We start from the raw sequence: 19,388 nt of genomic DNA, 5'->3' as shown, positions 1-19,388 counted from the left end.
AAATAAGCAGGCTGCCAGCAATATAAAGTTGCAGCCTGCTTATATTTATACGTTCAACTTATACTTCCAACCAATGATGAAAAGAATACCCCTTATACTTGCAGTAGCTTCACTCTTGGCTTCCTGCAGTGCCGAATCGGCTACGAATGCGCAAATCGAGTCAAGCGCTGTTCCCCTCTCCCAAACCGCGGAAGCCGCCAAGGTGCAGACCATCGGCAGCCAGGCTGCGAAAGCCCTGCTGGATCAAAAGAAAGATGTTGTGGTGCTGGATATCCGTACTCCCGGAGAGTTTAACGCCGGCCACCTGGCAAACGCGCAGCACCTCGACTTTTATCAGGCCGACTTTGCGCAGAAACTGAAGGCGCTGGATCCTGAAACGCCATACCTGGTTTACTGTGCCGTTGGGGGCAGGAGCCGTGAGGCTGTGCGGATGATGCAACAATTGGGTTTTCAGCAGGTATATGATGCAACAGAAGGATATGCGGCCCTGAAAAATGCTGGTGTTTCTGTAGAATAGTGGTGTTATAACTTAAATCTATGTAATCATGAGAATTAAACTGATCCTTGTACTAGTCCTGTTTGCTTATGTGACTTCGCCGTCGTTTGCGCAGGTTAAAACCAATGCAAAAAAAGCCAGCAGCAAAACAGCCCAGGCTACGCCGCACCGCATCGTGTACGACATGACGGCGGCCGACACAACGCAACAGTCTATGCTGATGAGGCAGCTGAACAACATTAAACGTGGTTGGCCTGAAGCGCAGATAGAAATTGTGGTACATGGCAAAGCACTGGATATGCTGGTGTCTGAGAAATCAACCAATGCCGCAGCCATTAAAGAACTGCAGGAAAAAGGCGTGGTTTTTGCCGCTTGTGAGAATAGCATGCGCGCCCGGAAAGTAGAAAAAGCACAATTGCTGCCCGGCGTCATCACAGTACCGATGGGCATCGGAGAAGTCGTAATGAAACAGGAAGAAGGCTGGAGCTATATTAAGTTCTAAGCCGGCTTCAACATACTATAAAAAGCTACATGGAAAAGTACTGGAACATTTTTATCTCGTCGTTCGCAGATTACGGAGGTTATCTGTGGCGCGAGATACTGAACCCCAGCTGGGGCAATTACTTCTATTGGCTAATTGGCTTATCGCTGTTCTTCTGGCTGCTGGAGGTTATACTTCCGTGGCGCCAGAACCAGGCGAAGATCCGGCAGGATTTCTGGCTCGATGGTTTCTACATGTTCTTTAACTTTTTCCTGTTTTCCCTGGTGGGCTTTAACGCCATCTCCAATATAGGGGTAGAGGCGTTCAACGATTTCCTGGGGCTGTTTGGCATCAAGAACCTCGTGGCGTTTGAGGTACAATCGTGGCCGGTGTGGGCACAGCTGCTGACGCTGTTCGTAGTGCGCGATTTTATACAGTGGAATGTGCACCGCCTGCTGCACCGCTCGGAGTTCCTGTGGCGCTTCCATAAAGTACACCATTCGGTACGGCAGATGGGTTTTGCAGCGCACCTGCGCTTTCATTGGGGAGAGACCATCGTATACCGCACACTGGAGTATATACCGCTGGCCATGATCGGTTTCGGCATCCAGGACTTCTTCCTGGTGCACATCTTCGCCACGGCTATCGGGCATTTTAACCACTCCAACTTTCATGTGCCGCTGGGGCCGTTCCGATACATCTTCAACAACCCGCAGATGCACATCTGGCATCATGCCAAGCACATGCCGCGCCGCTACGGCGCCAACTATGGCATCAGCCTGAGCCTGTGGGACTACCTTTTCGGCACAGATTATATGCCAGAGGATGGCCGCGACATTGAATTAGGTTTTGATGAAGTGGAGAAGTACCCGAAGTCGTTTATGGAGCAACAGCTTTATCCATTTAAAGAGAGACAGGTTAAAGAAGCGGATAACACACCCGTAGAAGATCCGCAGAAACTGGAAAGTGCCTGATCCCACCTCATCATCAGAAAGCCTCACTAACATACTTGGTGAGGCTTTCTGCTTTTAGGATATCCTACAATTCTTAATTCTTACCTTTCTTTCCTGAGCTCTTTCTCCGATCAACAGGATTCTGGCGCTGTTTGGCGGGCTTCTGCCGAAGCTGCTGATGCTGTTCGAAACGGGACTGCTGCTGCTCCGTCAGCAGTGCCCTGATCTCTGCAGTGCGCCGCTCCTGTATCTGCTGCGTCTGCTCTTTCCTCTCCTTCCGGCTTAGGCCCCTGTTATCCTTGACTTGCTGCATCTCCCGGGTTGTGCGTCGGTTAATCTCCGCTACCTGGTTTGTCTGTTGCTCATTAAGATTCAGCTGCTTTTTCAGGTCCTGCGTCATGCGCTCCGCCTTCTGCTCTGTGGTCTGCTGCTGGCTTTGCTGTTGCGTAGTTTGCTGCGCCATGGCGGGGCCTGCCAGCAAGCCACTCATTAACAACACCAGCACAGCCTTCATACTTTTGTCTTTCATAAGCCCTCTTTTTAAGTTAGAAAAAGGTATTCCCTTGGCTCTTAAAGTATACGACTAAAGTATAAAACAATGGTACTTCATAAAATGACAAAAGTCACACAACCACCTAAGGCTGTGTGACTTTTGAAAAACAAAGTATAAACTGGCTTACTTTCGCGTGATGCTTACCTCGCCCAGGTTGTCCGGCTTCGATACAGTTTTCTTCTCCTTCAGCTTCTCGATGATAAATTCCGTCAGCGGCTTTTCGGTTCTCTTGATGTTCTGCCCTTTGCCGATCTCCTTATAATTGTGCAGACCGGTCAGTAGGCCGGAATGCGTAACTACACGATAAGATTGGCTGTCGCTTATCGGTTTGTCTTCTATCCTTACATTGCTGATGCGTTGCCCCACCGGCTTGGTAAAATCAAGTGAATAAGCAATACCTGCCGTCTGGATCAGGCCCCCTACCACATCCAGCTTGTTGCCTGGTTTCAGGTTGGTGGCGCTTTGCTCAAGCGTCTGCTTCAGCTGGGCACCGGTCATATTCAGCGTAACGATCTTAGACGAATGCGGCAGCAGTTTGTATACTTCCTCGCTCGTAACAGGGCCAGGCTTAAACGAGATGCCATAGCCAACGCCCGGCATGATCGCCACCTGCCCGTTGTAGCCCTCATTCAGCAGGTTACCTACCAACCTGTCAAAAGGGCTTTCAGACTTATACTGTCTGCCGATCACGTCCTTGCTTTCCACCACAGGCTCCTGCAGCTTGGCCAGGTGTGGCTTGCGCAACTCGTTTACCAGCGCCTCCACTTCAGCGTCTGGCTGCCATTCATCGTGCCATAGCCAGTGGTAGTTGTCTTTCACCTCTACAAGCTTCTTGCCTTCCAGAATCAGCTCCGTATCGCCCAGCACGGCGGCATCCGACATGGCCTGCACCACATAGGTGTCCCCTATTTTCTTGCGTGGCTCAATAATATCGTGGCTGTGGGCACCTATAATCACGTCGATGCCTTCTACCTCGCGGGCCATCTTGTAATCCACGGCCGTGCCCTCATGCGACAGCACCACCACAATATCCGCCTTCTGGCGCAACTCCGGCACGTACTTTTGCGCCACTTCCTGGCCGATGCTGAATGTCAGGCCTTCCACGTTTTTGGGGTTTCCGGTTTTAGGGGTGTTGCGGTAACCGAGCGGTAATATCGCCACCTTTACCCCATTCTTCTCTTTGATGATGTAGGGCTCTCCGAAAATAGGCTGCCCAGTCTGGTTGTCCTGGATGTTGGCGGCGCGCATCGGGAAATTAGCCAGACCCTCCAGTTCGCGTGTTCTCTCCAGGCTATAATCGAAGTCGTGGTTACCCAATGCCATCAGGTCATAGTTTACGGTGTTCATCAGCCGGATCATGGCCTCTCCTTTTGTCAGGTTTGCCAGTTGGTCATCGCCAAAGGTATCGCCCCCATCCAGCAGCAGCACGTTCTCGGCACCCTTGTCTTCCCGTACCTTTTTGATGGCGCTGGCCATGTAAGCGTAGCCACCTATCTCGGCTTCTTTACTGAAGTTAATCAGGGTGTCACGTCCAGGATCACCGGTTTGTGCCGTGGCATTGTCGGTTACTGCTTTAAATGGCATGTAGGATCCGTGCATGTCATTGGTATGCAGGATGGTGATAACCTTCTGGTCTGAATTCGTTGCCTCAGTTGTTTCTGCTGTACTGGTATCTGTCGTAGTACTGGTACATGCCCCGGCCATCAGCAGGGGTGCCATCATCAACGGCAGGTAACTTCGCTTTTTCATAATAATAGTGAGTTGTTTATTGATGTTATACTTTGAGTTTATACTTTGAACAGGCTGCCACAGACTTAGGACGCCAGCCGAGTTAGGTTGTTAGACAGCTGTAAATGTACTGAGTAACGCAACCTCTATCGGGGCATGATACTTCAGGTAATCTATCATGGCCTCAACAGCTTTTATACCTGAACTTGCACGGTTATGCCCATACTTTGCCGGCACGCCCTGCTCCGTTACGAAAGCTGCTTTATACTTGCGCTGGGGTTCCACTTCTTCGCCGCTCACAAAAAGCTTCTGAATACGGTTACCTTTCGGTGCCTCGATTTTGATGAAAGCCTTCAGTCCCATACTTCGCTTCACGAAACCGCCCTGTTGGTTATACGGATCCGGGGAAAAGGTTTTTTCCAGGTTATCCTCCAGCATCTCCAACAGTTCCTGGCCTGTTATATCCACGGTCTGTACCGGCGGATTCATCGGGATGATATTGTAGAGGTCGTTCAGCAGGATTGGCCCCGGAACGATGGGAACGCCGTAGCGCCAGCCGTTCGAGAAAGCCAGTTCTGCACCGGTGGCTTCCAGCATACTTTGCAGCAGCAGGTTATCCATCGTGGACTCCAGGATGGTGTTGCGGTCGAGGGCGGTTTTGGTTTCGCCAACTTTTTCGCGCAGCATCTCCCGGTAAGGTATTACAGCCTCTTCTACCATACGCTTTATCTCCTCATCCTCCGGCAATTGCTCCGACACTTCCACCATCTCGTGGCTAAAAGCTGTGATTCTGCCGTCTTCCAGCGTCAGGTCCAGCCGGCCCAGGAAGGAGCCGTGGCAACCGGATTCGATCACGATAGTATCTCCCTGCCTGGCTGGTGCTGGTGTGCGGTAATGCGTATGGCTGCTCAGGCAAACATCCACGCCCGGCACCTCCGAGAGCAGCTTCATATTCTGCGGAAAACCCAGGTGCGAGATCAAAACTATAATGTCAGCTTTTTCTTCTTCTTTCAGTTTTTTGATATTACCAGGAAGCTCTTCGTTGCCCAGCGTAAAGTATAAACCCTTACTAAAGTGGGGCGGCATGGTTTTGTCTACGATGTTGCAGGCAATCCCTATCACGCCCACTTTCACCCCGTTCACTTCCTGCACCAGGTACGGCTTATACACCAGCTCATCGGTCTGCTTATCGTAGATGTTGATGGCCAGCATAGGGTAGTTTAGCGCGGTAGTGATCTTTTTGAACTGCTCCGGGCCATAGGCAAACTCCCAATGCGCCGTCATGGCGGCAAGGCCCAACTTGTTAAGTATGGGTACCATCACTTCGCCTTTGGTATGCACCGCCGGGTAAGTGCCATGGAAGGTGTCGCCGCAGTCCAGGGCCAGTACCGCCCCTTGCTGCTCCTCGCGCAGCTGCTTCAAGTAGCCAGCAATGCGGGCAAAGCCCCCGGCTGTGCGGTATACTTTATCGCCGCCCTCCCAGAACATCTCCTGGTGCGGCTCCAGGTAAGCATGGCTGTCGTTTAGCTGCAGGATTGTTATTTTCTTCGTCATGATATAAATACATTCCAGAACAGGAACGCTGGTTTCCTTTTCTGCGATAAGTAAAATTTTGTTACAAAGCTTTAAGCCCTGCCTCTGTCCCCTGCTCCGGTTAAACGCAGGAACAGGCGGCAGAGGCAAGGCTCAGGAGGCACTTATACTAGTTTTTAACGGGTTGTATTTTAGATTTCTCTTTCAGCTCCTCAGAGCCTTTTAGCACCACCAGGTCTCCTGTTGTAACATTGCCAAACACTTCCTGCAGGTTTTCCCGGCGCATGCCTTCTACTACCGGAACCCGTTGCACTTTGTTATTTTCGACTTTCAGCACAAAAACACCGGACTGCGCGTTCACCACACTACTTGCCGGAACCCAAACCGTGGAGTCTGGCCGCTGGAGCTTTAGCTGCACCTGCGCGTATTCCCCGCCGCTCAGCGCATTCTCCCGGTTGTCTACATCAAACTCTACATTTACGGACCGCAGCTTCTGGTTCAGCACTTTGCTGTTGCGCGACAGAGTGGCATGAAACACTTTGCCCGGCCTGTTGCTTACCGTAAACGTAAGCGGTGTGTCCTCGTCCAGGGACTGCGCATGTTTTTCGGGCACGGCAACCACCAGGCGCAGGCGCGACTGCTGTGCCACCGAGAACAGCGGTGTAGCCTGTGCGCTTGCTTCTCCCACCAGGGCCCCTACCGAAAAGTTTCGTGCCGTAATAATGCCATCAAAAGGAGCTTTTATAGTCAGATAGCCCCTCATGGATGAGATAGAACTAGCGCTTGCTTTGGCTGCCACATAGGCAGCGCTGTCGCTACGGACTTTTGTGGATGCCCTGTCCAGTTCTATGGCTGCCACGGCTCCATCCTTTGCTGCAGCCTGCTGCAGGCGTTTCAGCGCTTGTTTGCTATACACGAAGTCCTCGTAAAGCTTTTGTGCCTGTGCCTTAGCTGCACTCAGCTGCTGGTTCACCTCAGGGGCCTCAAGTGTGGCCAGTACCTGCCCCTGTTTTACATGGCTGCCTCTGTCCACATGCAACGTCTTGATAAAGCCTTTAACCTTCGGATAAATGTCTACCTGCTCGTAGGGTTGCAACTCTCCGGGTAAAGACAAGGCATACTCCGGCTGGTCACGCTGCACGGTTACTACCGGTACTTTGGGTACTGTCACCTGCTCATTCTCTTGGCTTACCTGGGTATTCTCGGCACTGCCCGTGCAAGCGCCCAGCGACAGCAGAACTATAGTATAAAAAAAGCCACTTACTACAGAATGGCTAAAGAATCTCTTTTTCATTAGATAGGATATCATGGTTGATTTTGATAAAATTAAACTGTCTGTGCTACAGCAAACCTGCTTTTCGGATCATCCGGGTCGAGGGAATTGCTGATGCGGCTGGCTTTTCTGCGCACGGCTACAAACAGGTGAGGCAACACCAGCAATGCCGTGAGCGTGGAGAACAGAAGCCCTCCGATCACGGCCTGCCCCAGGGGCGCTACCTGCTCGCCGCCATCGCCCATGCCGGAGGCCATAGGCACCATACCCATGATCATGGCAAGCGTTGTCATTAGGATGGGACGCAGCCTGGAAGAGGACGCCAGCATAGCTGCCAGTTTCACGTTCATGCCGCGGTCCAGCCGGTTGTATTCCGCCTGGTTGATCATCAGCACCGCGTTTGACACCGACACCCCCACCGACATGATGATGCCCATATAGGACTGCAGGTTAAGTGAGCTGCCGAATAGCAACAGGGTAAGCAAACTACCGCCAATCACAGCCGGCACCACAGAAAGTATAAGCGTTGAGATGGCAAACGACTGGTAGTAAGCCGCCAGCATCAGGAAGATCACCACAATGGCTACCCCCAGGCCAACCTGCAGACCGCTCAACGTTTCCTCCAGCAGTTGCAGCTGTCCGCCGGTGTTTACCAATACGCCTCTTGGCGGCTCGCCTGCACTTTTAATTGCTTCCTGAACGGCCTTAGACGCAGAGCCCAGGTCCTGCTGGTAGGTGTTGGCCTGTACCGTTACGTAGCGGTTTGCCCCTTTCCTGTTTACCTGCCCCGGCTGCTTCGCCAGTTGCAGCGTAGCCACGTCTTCCAGCACCGGGCGCGGCTGCCCTTCTTTCAGAGGCAGCTGCCGCAACTTGTCCAGAGACTGCATAGCCGCCTCGGGTATCTGTACCTGCGTCTGAAACACAAGCCCTGACTTAGGATCAAGCCACAGGTTTTTATTGGTAAAGCGCGTAGAGGAAGTAGCGATGGTAAGGGCCCTGGTTACATCCTGCATGGTTAGCCCAAACTGCCCCGCACGCTCCCGGTCTACCTCAATGTTCAGGCTGGGGTATTGCAGCGGCTCGGCAATGCGCACAGCGCGCAACGATTTGTTCTTCTTTAGCTCCGCCTCTATCTTTTTAGCATGTGCGGTAGCCACTCCTAACTGCCGGGCGGCTACGCTGATCTCAATAGGCGTGGCGGCTCCCTGACTCATGATCTTCTCCACCATCTCCATCGGCTCAAAGCTGAGCTCCACATCAGGGAGCTGCTCCTGCACGGCCAGTCGCACCTCCTCCTTCAGGTCCGCGATCGAGCCCGTATACTTTTCCTGGTCCACAGATACCTGCAGCACGGCCTCATGGGTGCCGCTTGTAAAAGTAAAGATGGGGTTGATGGCCATACCGGAGGGCTGCATCCCCACGAAGGCAGAGCTGATCTTGATCGCGTCGTCTGGCAGCTTCGACTCGAAGATTTCGGTTACCTGGTGCAGATATGATTCCGTTTTCTCCAGGCGTGCTCCCTGCGGGGCAACAATACGCACCTGTATGTCGCCGCTGTTACTAGTAGGGAGTATGTCGGTACCTATACTCAGGGCACCCACACTAATCACGGCAACCACCACCGCAATGTAAGCCAGGGTTACACCTGTTATCCGTTGCTGTGAGGCCTTCATCAGCACCAGGTAGCGTCGCTTAAATTTATCAAAACGGCTCAGCTTGCCTTTCTCGCCCTTCGCCTTATGGTGCTTGGTATGATCGGCTTTCATGATCCAGTTGGCCATGATGGGCACAAAGGTCTGGGAGGCAACGAAAGAGGCGATCATCGCAAAAGCCACGGCCATGGAGAGCGGCATAAACATATCCTTTGGTATACCTGTCATCATCACGGAAGGCACCAGCACGGCCAGTATACACAGCAGGATCAGCAACTTAGGAACCGAAATTTCGAGCAGGGCGTCGAGTATGGCACGTTCTTTCGGCTTTTCCATCTCAAAGTGCTGGTGGATGTTCTCGATCGTTACCGTAGCCTCATCCACCAGTATGCCCACAGCCAGGGCCAGCCCGCTCAGCGTCATGATGTTGATCGTCTGCCCAAACAAGTAGAGCATGATCACCGCCGAAAGTATGGCAATAGGTATGGTAAGCACCACGATCAAAGCGCCGCGCCTGTCGCCCAGGAACAGCAGTATCACCAGGCCGGTAAGTATAACGCCCAGCAGGCCTTCATGCACAAGGTTGTTCAGGGCATGCTCAATGTATACCGACTGGTCAAAAACATACTTTATCGTTACATCCTCGGGCAAAGCGGCTCCTAAGGTAGGTAGGGCGTTTTTCAGGTTCTCCACCACTTTCAAGGTAGAGGCATCCGCCGTTTTAATGACAGGCAGGTAAACAGAGCGCTTGCCGTTAACGATGGCATAACCCGTTGTCACGTCGGCTGCATCTTCTACCCGGGCTATATCGCGCACGAAAACGGTAGGCCCGCTACCCGTGCGGACAGGGATGTTCAGAAACTCCTCCGGGTTGCGGGCGATAGAGTTTACCGGCGCCATCAGGTTCTGGTCACCGATGCGTATGTTTCCGGCCGGGGAAGGCAGGTTGTTTTTGGCGATGGCTAGCGTCACCTCCTCCGCAGAAAGGCCATAAGACTGCATCAGCTCCGGATTTACGTTCACCACCATGGTGCGGATGTTGCCTCCGAACGGAGCTGGTGCCGTTACGCCCGGTATGTTCACAAACTGAGGGCGTATGCGCGTGACAGCCAGGTTTTGCAGCTCCGTGATGGAACGTTTGGGGCTCTCAAACACCAGTTGCCCGATCGGGAGCGAACTGCCGTCGAAGCGCACCACCTGTGGCGCCACAGAGCCCGGGGGCAAAAAGGCCATGGCCCGCGATACTTGGGCCGACAGCTCGGACGAGGCCTGCGCCATATCCGTGCCCGGGTAAAAAGTAAGCTTCATGAGGGTAAAACCCTGTACACTCTTAAAGTCCAGCTCTTTTACGCCACTTACATACACGAGCACTTTTTGAAACTCATTGGCCATAAAGCCATCCATGTAAGAGGGCGTGAGGCCGCCGTAAGGCATGGCCACGTAGATGGCCGGAGACTCAATTTTAGGAAAAATATCAATGTTTATGTTGCGTAGGGCCGAAAACGAAAAGTAGGCGATGGCAAGAATAGCCACTATCACCGTTATAGGTTTTCGTAAGGCAAACCTGATCATATTCATAAGGTGTCCGCTTTAAATTAGAATTTAGTCGAGAGGTAAGAGAAGTCGCCTGAAACCTCTGCCTGCATAATGGCCTGATCCCAGTACTGCTGATGCGCTTCGATATTGTCTTTTTCAAGCTGCTGCAGCACACTTTGCAGCTGTAGCAGTTCTGTCAGGCTAATCAGGCCGTTCTCATAACGGCTCAGGTATAGCTCGTAGGCTTTGGAGGCGTTTTCAAGGGCTTGCTGCGTGGCTTCTAACTGCTGCAGTTGCTCCTGCATGTTCGCCTCCACGGCCTGGAGCGAAGCAGTCAGTTGCAGGGCCTGCTTGTCGTAGCGGGCCTTGGTGGCGGCCAGCTGCGCGCCTGCTTCCTTGCTTTGCAGCGTGCTGGTGTAGCCTGCCGTCAGGTTCCAGGTAAGGCCTAAGCCCACCAGGTAGTTGTCAGCCCTGTTATTGAAACCGGCACCCCACTCACGGCTTACGTTACCGCCTGCGTCCACCCCGCTTCCACGGGTAGAAAGGCCGCCCAGAAAAGAGAGTGAAGGGTACTTTTGGCGTTCTGCCAGCTCTTTGCGGGCATTGGCAACATTCACCTGCTGATCTAAAACCTCCAGGTAAGGATGCCCCGCCGCCACAGTATCCTGTGTAAGTTTCATAGGGCCTACATCAGAAGGCATGAAGCTGGATGAGCTTACCTGGATGCTGCCCGGCGAAAGAGAAATTAACTCGGATAGCTGCACCTTACTGGAATTGAGTTTGCCCTGCCAGCTTTTGGTTCCAGCCACCGCTTGCTGATGCACCGAAGCCGCTAACAGCGAATCGGCACCGGCTTTGAGGCCTGCCGCAGCAAGGCTTTTCGACAAGCTCAGGATCTTTTCCAATCGCTCTGCGTTTGCCTTGGCCCAGGTAAGGTTAGCCTGGTTGTACTCTACTGCCACAAACAAACGGCTGACCTTCGCCTGCACAGCCACCTGCGAGGCCAACAAACCGTTCTGGGCTGCATTCTGCTGAAATGTGGCAACTTCAAGAGCCTTGTTCCTGCGGCCAAACTCAAATATTTTCCAGTCTACCACAGCTGAGGAATAGAAGCTGGAGGTGGCATCCGGCTGGTTCTCTAAAGCCGGTTTTGGGGTAACGTTAAAAATGCCGGGCAGCGGGAAAAACCCACCAGCGCTGCCTTCATAAGAACCATAGGTATTCTGAAGCTGCAGCTGAAGATTAGGCAGGTAGCTGTTCTTAACGGCTCTCTTGTTGTACGCTGATGCCTTGATCAGCGCCTTTTGCTCTGTAAACTCAGGGTAATGCTCGAACGCCAGCTGCCAGGCCTCGGATAAAGAAAGAGGTGTTGAATTTTGGGCGTGCGTATAGATACTGGCCAGCATAAACATGCCGACCAGATAAAGTTTTCGCTTTATCATACTTCTTTAAAAGAATAGACAGTAAAAAGTGTACTCCCCGGGAGCTGATTCAAAGCAGCTAAGGGAATAGAAAACAGTTGCCTGCACAAAGCCGGGCCTGGTGCAGAACTAGTCTAAAAGAAGTATAAAGCTTATAGCAGGATGCTGCGGTGCAGCAGAAATAAAGGTATGGGTAATGGAGAAAGGTTCTTGTGTGCCTGTCCGGAAGGTGCGCCTCTGCCATAGTACATTAACAGGAAGAGCATTGGCAGGACCAGAAGCGCCATCACAAGCGGTGCTTTCAGCAGCACAGGGGCCTGGGCGCTTTCCAGGTCTATTTTATCCAGCAAAGTGAGTTCCGTCGCTTTACAGGATTCCTGCAGCTGTTGCAGGGAGGGTACCTCCTGTGCTACTGCGGCCTGTGCAGGCAAGGGATTAACGGCGCGGGCAATGTTAAGGGCAGCCCGTAGCTCCAGCTTTATCGGACAGGTTAAAAGCAGGCAGGTTATCAGGAACAGGAGTGCCCATGATAAGCCAGAACGGTCAGAGTTCTGATAAAAACGATATCGTTTGATAGCTGCCAATAACTTGTTTTTTGCAAACAAAACTAAATTACTATTTAAAATCAAGGAGTAACACTGGAAAGCAGGTCACTCCCTACAGAAACATCATTAAAGCCTACACACGGCTGAACTACGCCTCCCGCTCCTCCTCACGCACTTTCGTAAAGTATCCGGCAACTCTCACAAAGCCCCCGGCTGTGCGGTATACTTTACCGCCACCCTCCCAGAACATCTCCTGGTGCGGCTCCAGGTAAGCATGGCTGTCGTTTAGCTGCAGGATGGTCAGTTGTTTTTTCATAGTTTGGAAAAGCGTTTCATATGGGCTGTGTTGTCACTTCAGTATCTACCTTGTGCCTGGTCAGTAGAAGCAATGGTATCTGCTTTACGCTGTTCTTCCGGACTTCCTAGTCCCCGTACTACTGTTTACGCGGGCTAGGAAGTCCACAGACAAGGATGTCCGAAACAGCAGATTAAACTTAAGTTGCGATTAACCCACCCCTAACCCCTCCGAAGAGGGGAATCACCTATACTTTTTGCGAAATGCCTATCCGGAGTTAGAGTGGGTTTATACCTTCACAGCATTTCATAAATCGCAACCTGGGTTAAAATGTATAGTTCATCACCAGCGTCAGGTGCGACATATCAACCTTGTTCACGATGAAGTTCGGGGTTTCGTAGGTTTTGCCGCGCTCGCCTTTGCGAATGTACAACGCCTGCAGGGCCAGCCCATCCAGTCTTCCCTGGAAGCTGTAATTGGTCATGAGCTGCAACTGCGAGTAAGAAGGCATGGCATACTTGTTCTGGGCCAGGTTCTTCACGTCCGGCAGGTCAGCGTGGCCGTAGCCGATGCGGGCCTTCCAACGCTTGTTCAGGTTAATGTCGGTTATCAGGGACACCATCCGGGTATCGGCTGTTCCCTCGAGGCGTTCGCGCGGCATAAACGTGTAAAAGGTCTCGATGCCCCACTCACGCGGGAAAAGCCAGCGGTTGCCGTCGCCGATACGGGTATAGTTGAGGCTGGTAAAGAAGACCGGCGTCTTATACCCTAGCCTGCCGCTGTACAACCAGGTTTCCGCATTCGGTTCAATGTAGGCTTTAAGCGGGTCCTCGTTGCCGCCATCACCTGCTGCTGTCTGGTAACCGGCCTGCAGGCCCAGCACAAGCGCGTTCTTCTTCTCCTGACTCAAGGGCAGGTCAACATCCGTCTGCGAGAAAGTGAAGTTGAATAGGTTCTCCGCAAAATAGTGGGTAAGCGTGGATTTAAGGGCACTAACAGGCATGTAAGTAAGTTGTCCAACGGCCATACCTGCGCTGCTTATGTTTTCCCGAAACTGCGAGGGGCCACCAAAGGCGCTGCGGCCAACAGGAATGGAGCCTATACTTTCCTCCACCGAGAAAAAATCTTGTGTAGAGCGTGGCCCGATACCGAACACCCAGCCGCCCTGGAAGCGCAGTTTCTCCAATTCATTCACCTCCAGCCAAAGCGCCTCTACCAGGCTGGGGCGCATACGTCCGTCCTGCGGGTTCAGGAAAGGCGTAACCACTTTCTGCCGGCCTAACGTGGCCCTGGATTTTTTATAGTTGTAGCGCAGAAACAGGCTCTCCATACGGCCCAGGTCGTGCTTATCATCCGGGTCCAGCAGGTCGAACAGGCCGATTTCGTAGCGGCTGTTGAGGCCGGTCTGCGGGTCGGTGCCAAGGTCACTGGAGAAGGCGTTAAAGACAAAGAAACCTCCGGCGCCTACCTGTAAGCCATGGAACTTAGCTGACTCATAGTATAAGCCTGCCCCCATTGCCAACGCGTGGTAGTCGGGGTAATCACCGGTGTTATCCGTGTACATAAAGAAGTTGCGGACGTGCCCGCTGAACTTGCCCCGCTGTAAAAAGGATTTTATACTTCCAGGCTTCGACTCAGCTAGGTTCTGGTCTTCAGGTACTGGTACGGTCTGTTTCACGGTATCCTGAGGTAACACAGAAGCTTGCTCTGTCTTGAGCGCACCGTTAACAGTTATTATCTCAGCACGGCTGCTGTCGGGCTGTACTTGCCCTTGCCCGCTGGCTGTACTCACACCTAATAAGGTAGCGGCTGCCAATCCCAAAGCGGTTCTGGCAATCTTATTTGTTTTCAGCATCTATGTTTTTAAAGTTGGGACTATCACGCAGAGGCGCTACGGTATTTTTATACGTATTACCGATAAAAACCTCAGAAGCTGGGCCTTTTCAGAAAGATAAACCTGCATTACTGAGAGAAACATGCAAGCTAGGAACATACTTTCCTGTGTTGTGTGATAAATGTCACATGTAACGAAGGTGGTTTTTATATTTGGTGCTGACCTTTTTTTATTTTTCAGGCTTCTTACTACCCTCACAATCTCCCGCTTGCACTGTGTAAATTTAAAAAACAATGATTTTTTTCAGTCACTCACCAAATAATGGTGCAATTTTCTTATATTGCACACATAAGTGAGTACATACTTTCAAATTATCCGTATTTACATATATAATATATAACACGCAGAAATACCCTTACACAACACCCCCGACTTGGAGCGCTTCCTGAAAATATGGTCTTTGCTGATGTTGTACACACATCTTTTTTTCCTGGCATTCACTAGCTTTATGCCGGGAGAGAGCACGGGTATTTCTTATAAAAAAGAGTGCTTGCGGGAGAAGAGTAAACATGCGGTTGTTGCGGCCTCTAATGATTACCACCCCTCTCCCTTCGATCATTTTGACAAATCTGAAAAAAAGCAGAAAACAGAAATTAAAGTATGCTCTTTAAAGCTTTTCTGTACCGCAGCTACTGAATCTGTTACCTCCCTGACGCCACCGCTGGTCTTAAAAACAGTAAAATTTAATTACAAAGCCTACCACTCCATTACAGAATCCCTGGAGCCCGACCCTCCTAGGCACTGCTAATTTACCCCTACTTCTTTTATTCGATACTGGTACAAGAGCAATTGCCCTGCCCTAAAGGCTGGCAACCTAACGCTATGTGCCTCTGCATAATCCCGTCTGGCTATGCCTGCTGCTAGTAGTATAACATAGCATGGCATACCTGGCGATGCCATCATGCGCTTTTCTCAGGGCTTATGGCGCTCTATGCAGTCTTACCCTGTACACTACACTTACAACCTTTACACATTTTACTTTAACTACCATGATACTTAACTTCAAGAAACTTGTCTATTCCGCCATTCCGGTAATAGGCATGTCACTTTTCGCCTCCTGCCAGACTTCTACTTCGCAAGACCAGTCACAGGCTGTGGCAGCGGAGGATGGCGTAGAGACCATCACTATTTTACAGACAGCTGATATCCATGGCCAGCTGTTGCCCCACAACGAATTTTTTATCGAGGACGGAAAGTTCTCCTTTAAGGAGCGTGGCGGGGTAGCCCACATTCAAACCATTTTTAAACAGGTAAAAACAGAGAACCCGGGCGGCACGGTGATCGTGGATGGCGGTGACCTAATACAGGGCAGCGCGGCGGCGGCACTTTCGGAAGGAGAGGTTTTCGGGCCGGTAATCAACGCCATGGACTATGATTTCCTGATTCCGGGCAACTGGGAAGTGATCTTCGGAAGCCAGAAAATGCGCAGCGTGCTGGCTTCTTACAACAAGCCGGTTATTTGCGCCAACATCTACGATGAGGCCAGCACCCAAATGCTGTACAAGCCATACCTGATAAAGGAGGTGAAAGGCGTAAAGCTGGGCTTTATCTCCTACAACGACCCGGAGGTACCTGTCCGCCAGAACCCATCGTTCAGCAAAGGACTCATCTTTAAAGGCCTGGAAGAAAACCTGGAGCCCCTGATCAAGGAGCTGAAGGAGGAGAAAGGCGTGGACATCCTGTTCCTGGTGACGCACCTGGGCATTTCGAAGCAGATATACCTGGCCGACCAGCCGGAGATTGAGGGCGTGGACTTTATACTTGGTAACGACACACATGAGCGTGTTCGCAAGCCTATCCAGCGTAAGTATGCGCAAGTGGTAGAGCCGGGCGCATTTGCCTCTTTTGTTGGCCGCCTGGACCTCGACGTGAAAGACGGGAAGATCGTTGACCAGCGCTACGAACTGATTGATGTGGACCCTGCCAAATACCCTGCTGACCCGATTGTGCAGAAAGTGGTTGACGAGCAGATGGCACCTTATAAAGAGAGAATGGACAAAGTGCTGGGCCATACCACTACCCCGCTTTACCGCTACCTGGTGGTGGAGAACCCAATGGATAACATGATCACGGATGCTGTGCGCTGGAAAACAGGCGTGGACGTGGCCATCTCTAACGGTTTCCGTTTTAGTACGCCTATCGTACCGGATGCCTCTGGCAAAGCAGCCATTACCTACAGCGATATCTGGAACATGCTGCCTGTAAACGAAAACGTGAAAACAGGAAAAGCCACAGGAAAGCAGATTCAGGAGTGGATGGAGAAAGAGCTGCACAACGTGTTTGCCGAGAAGCCACTGGAGCGTTTCGGAGGCTGGGTGATCCGTTTTTCAGGTATGGAAATGACTTTTAACGCCAATGCGCCGAAAGGCCAGCGCGTACAGTCTATCAAGATCGGTGGCCAGCCGTTGGACCCGAGCCGCGTGTACACCATGGCAGCCTGCCTCAGAAGAGGTGAGCCAGAGCACATGCTTTGCCGCATGCCAAACGCACAGGATCCGCAGGTGCTGGACTATACTATCCACGATGTGATGGAAGAGTACCTGAAAGTACACGGCACCATCTCTCCAAAGACAGACGGAAGAGCCGTAGCGCTGGACCTGCCAGCCCCAGTGCTGTCGCAGCTTCCAAATGTTGATTACGTATTCAGATAAAACCTACCGGGCAGGGAGCTTATACTTCCTGCCCGGTTTTAATACTACTACCCCAACGTCTAAGCATAGAAGACTGGTGCCACGCAACCCGGCCGATTTAGCACTTAGCACCTTTAGAAACAAAATCCGTTTAAGAAAATAGGGCACCGAGCAACTTAAACACCCCAGGCACCTTAACCCCTGCTTACTCCTAGGCTGAACATGGCTTGTGGAAGGAAGAAGTACCGCAGTTTATACTTTAACTACCTAAATAATTTCAAGCAGGCGGGTTTCTGTGACAAATGTCACGGTACAGGTGATCGCAAGCTGTTATTTTTAAAAAATCTATACACCTTACGCTACGTTAATTATTATGAAATCGAATCAGGATCAAGTAAACCAGGATCAGGAATTCGGGGAAGTGCTTGTCAGGATCACTAGGATTGTCGGCCTTAACATACTGGCCGTCATTATGCTGCTGGGCCTGATCATGCTTTTGATCTACAGCCCGCCCTCATTCTTTCAGAACAGGTTAGCGGAAAGTACGCCTGAGCAGGCTACTCCTGAAGGCGCTGCTCCTGCCTCCGCTTCGGCTCCGGTTGCTGCAACTGCAGCCCCTGCCGACGACATGTGGCGAGCCCCCGACCTTGCATCGCTACCGGCAGGCCCCGAAGGCGAGCAAATTAAGTATGGCCGCGAACTGATAGCGCACACGGCTAAGTACCTTGGCCCACAGGGTAGCGTGCTGCACATCTCCAACGGCCTTAATTGCCAGAACTGCCACCTGGACGCAGGCACGAAGCCTTATGGCAACAACTACTCCCGCATGTCTACCACCTACCCTAAATTCCGGCCCCGCTCCGGAACCGTTATTGATGTGGCCGGCCGTATAAATGGTTGTTTTCAGCGCAGCCTGAACGGAAAGCCCCTGGACGTGGATACTAAGGAAATGCAGGCAATGGTGGCTTATATACAGTGGGTAGGCAAAGATGTGCAGAAAGGCGAAACGCCGAAAGGCTCAGGCCTGATGCCAATTGAGTTCCTTGATCGTCCTGCCAGCCCGGAACTAGGCAAACCCATTTACGCGCAGAAATGCCAGGTTTGCCATGGCGCTGATGGCCAGGGCATGAAACCGGAAGGCAACCCAGAGTATGTATACCCTCCTTTGTGGGGTGATGACAGCTATAATGATGGCGCCGGTTTATACCGTATCTCTAACTTTGCCAAGTATGTGAAAGCCAACATGCCACTGGGTGCCACCCACGATAACCCTATGCTGACGGATGAAGAGGCATGGGACCTGGCTGCTTTCGTAAACTCTCAACCGCGCCCGAAAAAAGACATTACCAAAGATTGGCCGGACATTTCAACGAAGCCGTTTGACCATCCGTTTGGTCCTTTCTCTGACCCTTACAGCGAGGAGCAACATAAATACGGGCCGTTTAAGCCAATTATTGAGGCGAAAGAAAAGGAAAAGGAGAAAAAGAACATATAGCCATCGGCAAGCTGCAACTTATGATTTTGAAGGGCTCCCTGTTACAGGAGCCCTTCTTTTTTGTGCCCGGGCTATCTCAAAAGACTGTTATTTTTATTGCAGGATGTTTTACCTTATAATTCCTATATTTACACCAGACAACAACAAACAACAGCATGGATACAGGATTACAACATTTACACTCCTACATGACATACCTGGTGCTTCTCGGTGTGCTCATCAGTTTCGGCGCTGCCCTGGCGGGTTGGCTGGGTAACAAAACCTTTACGGACAAAGACAGAAAGATGGGGCTGCTAGGCCTTATTCCGGTGCACCTGCAGTGGGTGATCGGGGTTATCTTGTACTTTGTCTCTCCACTTGGCATGAAAAATTTCTCCGGCGAAGCCATGGGCGACTCGGTGTCCAGGCTATACATTCTGGAGCACCCGCTTACCATGATCATCGCTGTCGTGCTGATCACTATTGGCTACTCCCGCGCCAAGCGCCAGATCGGCACCGATAACAGAGGTTTCAAGAGCATCGCCATTTTCTACGGCATCGGCCTTTTCCTGATCCTGCTGCGCATTCCCTGGAACGCCTGGCCAGGCAACTAAGCCATTTAAGTATAAAAAGTATAACAGCCGCTCCGCCTTAAGGTGGGGCGGCTGTTTTTATTTCAGGAGGTAAAAAAGTACTATTTTAAGAATCCAGGTCCACCCTACGCCTGTTCACTAAAAAAGGTTTCTGCGGCACAATATTAAAACTTATATAGGGTTTAAGTAATTACCTCATCACGCTATAACACAAGTTAAAGTCCCTTTACTGAGTTTTTTTGTTGAATAAGAATTTGCCATGATAACATTTTTACTTGCCCTGATCGGAACCATAGGAACACTTTTTATAGTAGCCTACCTCAGACAGGTG

The 19,388-nt window shown here is 51.4% G+C and carries 16 protein-coding genes; 7 read left to right on the top strand and 9 right to left on the bottom strand.

Annotated elements, in window-relative coordinates; translation table 11 throughout:
* Positions 1-73: 73 nt before the first annotated feature.
* Genes OO017_RS03585 through OO017_RS03575 form a run of 3 tightly spaced genes read left to right on the top strand, consistent with a single transcriptional unit; the run spans position 74 to position 1,951 of the window.
* Positions 74-517: a rhodanese-like domain-containing protein gene (locus OO017_RS03585; protein ID WP_266051075.1), complete on the top strand. Its 444-nt coding sequence runs from the start codon at positions 74-76 to the stop codon at positions 515-517.
* A 28-nt stretch (positions 518-545) separates the two neighbouring features.
* The gene (locus OO017_RS03580) at positions 546-998 is read left to right on the top strand and encodes a DsrE family protein (protein WP_266051074.1); all 453 of its coding nucleotides are present in this window, start codon (positions 546-548) and stop codon (positions 996-998) included.
* A gap of 29 nt (positions 999-1,027) precedes the next feature.
* Positions 1,028-1,951, top strand: a complete 924-nt coding sequence (locus tag OO017_RS03575; RefSeq protein WP_266051073.1) for a sterol desaturase family protein — start codon at positions 1,028-1,030, stop codon at positions 1,949-1,951.
* A 73-nt stretch (positions 1,952-2,024) separates the two neighbouring features.
* Here OO017_RS03575 and OO017_RS03570 read toward each other — a convergent pair whose 3' ends face one another.
* The 9 genes from OO017_RS03570 to OO017_RS03530 all read right to left on the bottom strand — a co-directional run bounded on the left by OO017_RS03570 (position 2,025) and on the right by OO017_RS03530 (position 14,321).
* Positions 2,025-2,459, bottom strand: coding sequence for a DUF4890 domain-containing protein (locus tag OO017_RS03570; RefSeq protein ID WP_266051072.1), 435 nt, complete (start codon positions 2,457-2,459; stop codon positions 2,025-2,027).
* A gap of 147 nt (positions 2,460-2,606) precedes the next feature.
* The gene (locus OO017_RS03565; RefSeq protein ID WP_266051071.1) at positions 2,607-4,232 is read right to left on the bottom strand and encodes a bifunctional metallophosphatase/5'-nucleotidase; all 1,626 of its coding nucleotides are present in this window, start codon (positions 4,230-4,232) and stop codon (positions 2,607-2,609) included.
* Between the two features lie 90 nt (positions 4,233-4,322).
* The gene (locus OO017_RS03560; RefSeq protein ID WP_266051070.1) at positions 4,323-5,765 is read right to left on the bottom strand and encodes a bifunctional metallophosphatase/5'-nucleotidase; all 1,443 of its coding nucleotides are present in this window, start codon (positions 5,763-5,765) and stop codon (positions 4,323-4,325) included.
* 148 nt (positions 5,766-5,913) lie between these two features.
* Positions 5,914-7,038, bottom strand: a complete 1,125-nt coding sequence (locus tag OO017_RS03555; protein WP_266051069.1) for an efflux RND transporter periplasmic adaptor subunit — start codon at positions 7,036-7,038, stop codon at positions 5,914-5,916.
* A 32-nt stretch (positions 7,039-7,070) separates the two neighbouring features.
* A complete protein-coding gene (locus tag OO017_RS03550) occupies positions 7,071-10,247 on the bottom strand; it encodes an efflux RND transporter permease subunit (RefSeq protein WP_266051068.1) in 3,177 nt (1,058 codons plus the stop codon).
* Between the two features lie 17 nt (positions 10,248-10,264).
* Positions 10,265-11,647 (bottom strand): TolC family protein, encoded by a 1,383-nt coding sequence (locus tag OO017_RS03545; RefSeq protein ID WP_266051067.1) that lies wholly within the window; start codon positions 11,645-11,647, stop codon positions 10,265-10,267.
* A 131-nt stretch (positions 11,648-11,778) separates the two neighbouring features.
* Complete coding sequence (locus OO017_RS03540; protein ID WP_266051066.1) at positions 11,779-12,210, bottom strand: hypothetical protein; 432 nt, start codon at positions 12,208-12,210, stop codon at positions 11,779-11,781.
* Positions 12,211-12,319: 109 nt separating this feature from the next.
* Complete coding sequence (locus OO017_RS03535; RefSeq protein WP_266051065.1) at positions 12,320-12,487, bottom strand: hypothetical protein; 168 nt, start codon at positions 12,485-12,487, stop codon at positions 12,320-12,322.
* Between the two features lie 304 nt (positions 12,488-12,791).
* Positions 12,792-14,321, bottom strand: coding sequence for an OprD family outer membrane porin (locus tag OO017_RS03530; protein WP_266051064.1), 1,530 nt, complete (start codon positions 14,319-14,321; stop codon positions 12,792-12,794).
* Between the two features lie 412 nt (positions 14,322-14,733).
* Between OO017_RS03530 and OO017_RS03525 the strand changes: the two genes are divergently transcribed.
* From OO017_RS03525 to OO017_RS03510, 4 genes are all read left to right on the top strand, one after another.
* On the top strand, positions 14,734-15,108 hold the full coding sequence (locus OO017_RS03525; RefSeq protein WP_266051063.1) for a hypothetical protein: 375 nt from the start codon (positions 14,734-14,736) through the stop codon (positions 15,106-15,108).
* Positions 15,109-15,349: 241 nt separating this feature from the next.
* Positions 15,350-17,011, top strand: coding sequence for a bifunctional metallophosphatase/5'-nucleotidase (locus OO017_RS03520; protein WP_266051062.1), 1,662 nt, complete (start codon positions 15,350-15,352; stop codon positions 17,009-17,011).
* A 352-nt stretch (positions 17,012-17,363) separates the two neighbouring features.
* On the top strand, positions 17,364-18,485 hold the full coding sequence (locus OO017_RS03515) for a c-type cytochrome (RefSeq protein ID WP_266051061.1): 1,122 nt from the start codon (positions 17,364-17,366) through the stop codon (positions 18,483-18,485).
* A gap of 155 nt (positions 18,486-18,640) precedes the next feature.
* Positions 18,641-19,078 (top strand): hypothetical protein, encoded by a 438-nt coding sequence (locus tag OO017_RS03510; RefSeq protein ID WP_266051060.1) that lies wholly within the window; start codon positions 18,641-18,643, stop codon positions 19,076-19,078.
* The last annotated feature ends 310 nt before the right edge of the window (positions 19,079-19,388 follow it).

It is taken from the genome of Pontibacter anaerobius (assembly GCF_026241195.1).
GTDB lineage: Bacteria > Bacteroidota > Bacteroidia > Cytophagales > Hymenobacteraceae > Pontibacter > Pontibacter anaerobius.
The sequence above is the reverse complement of the archived record's forward strand: the minus strand, read 5'-3'. Positions and strand labels throughout refer to the sequence as shown.

Excerpts from the sequence above, each read along its gene's own strand:
- OO017_RS03585 (WP_266051075.1), top strand. The coding sequence starts at position 74 with ATGATGAAAAGAATACCCCTTATACTTGCAGTAGCTTCACTCTTGGCT.
- OO017_RS03580 (WP_266051074.1), top strand. The coding sequence starts at position 546 with ATGAGAATTAAACTGATCCTTGTACTAGTCCTGTTTGCTTATGTGACT.
- OO017_RS03575 (WP_266051073.1), top strand. The coding sequence starts at position 1,028 with ATGGAAAAGTACTGGAACATTTTTATCTCGTCGTTCGCAGATTACGGA.
- OO017_RS03570 (WP_266051072.1), bottom strand. The coding sequence starts at position 2,459 with ATGAAAGACAAAAGTATGAAGGCTGTGCTGGTGTTGTTAATGAGTGGC.
- OO017_RS03565 (WP_266051071.1), bottom strand. The coding sequence starts at position 4,232 with ATGAAAAAGCGAAGTTACCTGCCGTTGATGATGGCACCCCTGCTGATG.
- OO017_RS03560 (WP_266051070.1), bottom strand. The coding sequence starts at position 5,765 with ATGACGAAGAAAATAACAATCCTGCAGCTAAACGACAGCCATGCTTAC.
- OO017_RS03555 (WP_266051069.1), bottom strand. The coding sequence starts at position 7,038 with ATGAAAAAGAGATTCTTTAGCCATTCTGTAGTAAGTGGCTTTTTTTAT.
- OO017_RS03550 (WP_266051068.1), bottom strand. The coding sequence starts at position 10,247 with ATGAATATGATCAGGTTTGCCTTACGAAAACCTATAACGGTGATAGTG.
- OO017_RS03545 (WP_266051067.1), bottom strand. The coding sequence starts at position 11,647 with ATGATAAAGCGAAAACTTTATCTGGTCGGCATGTTTATGCTGGCCAGT.
- OO017_RS03535 (WP_266051065.1), bottom strand. The coding sequence starts at position 12,487 with ATGAAAAAACAACTGACCATCCTGCAGCTAAACGACAGCCATGCTTAC.
- OO017_RS03530 (WP_266051064.1), bottom strand. The coding sequence starts at position 14,321 with ATGCTGAAAACAAATAAGATTGCCAGAACCGCTTTGGGATTGGCAGCC.
- OO017_RS03520 (WP_266051062.1), top strand. The coding sequence starts at position 15,350 with ATGATACTTAACTTCAAGAAACTTGTCTATTCCGCCATTCCGGTAATA.
- OO017_RS03515 (WP_266051061.1), top strand. The coding sequence starts at position 17,364 with ATGAAATCGAATCAGGATCAAGTAAACCAGGATCAGGAATTCGGGGAA.
- OO017_RS03510 (WP_266051060.1), top strand. The coding sequence starts at position 18,641 with ATGGATACAGGATTACAACATTTACACTCCTACATGACATACCTGGTG.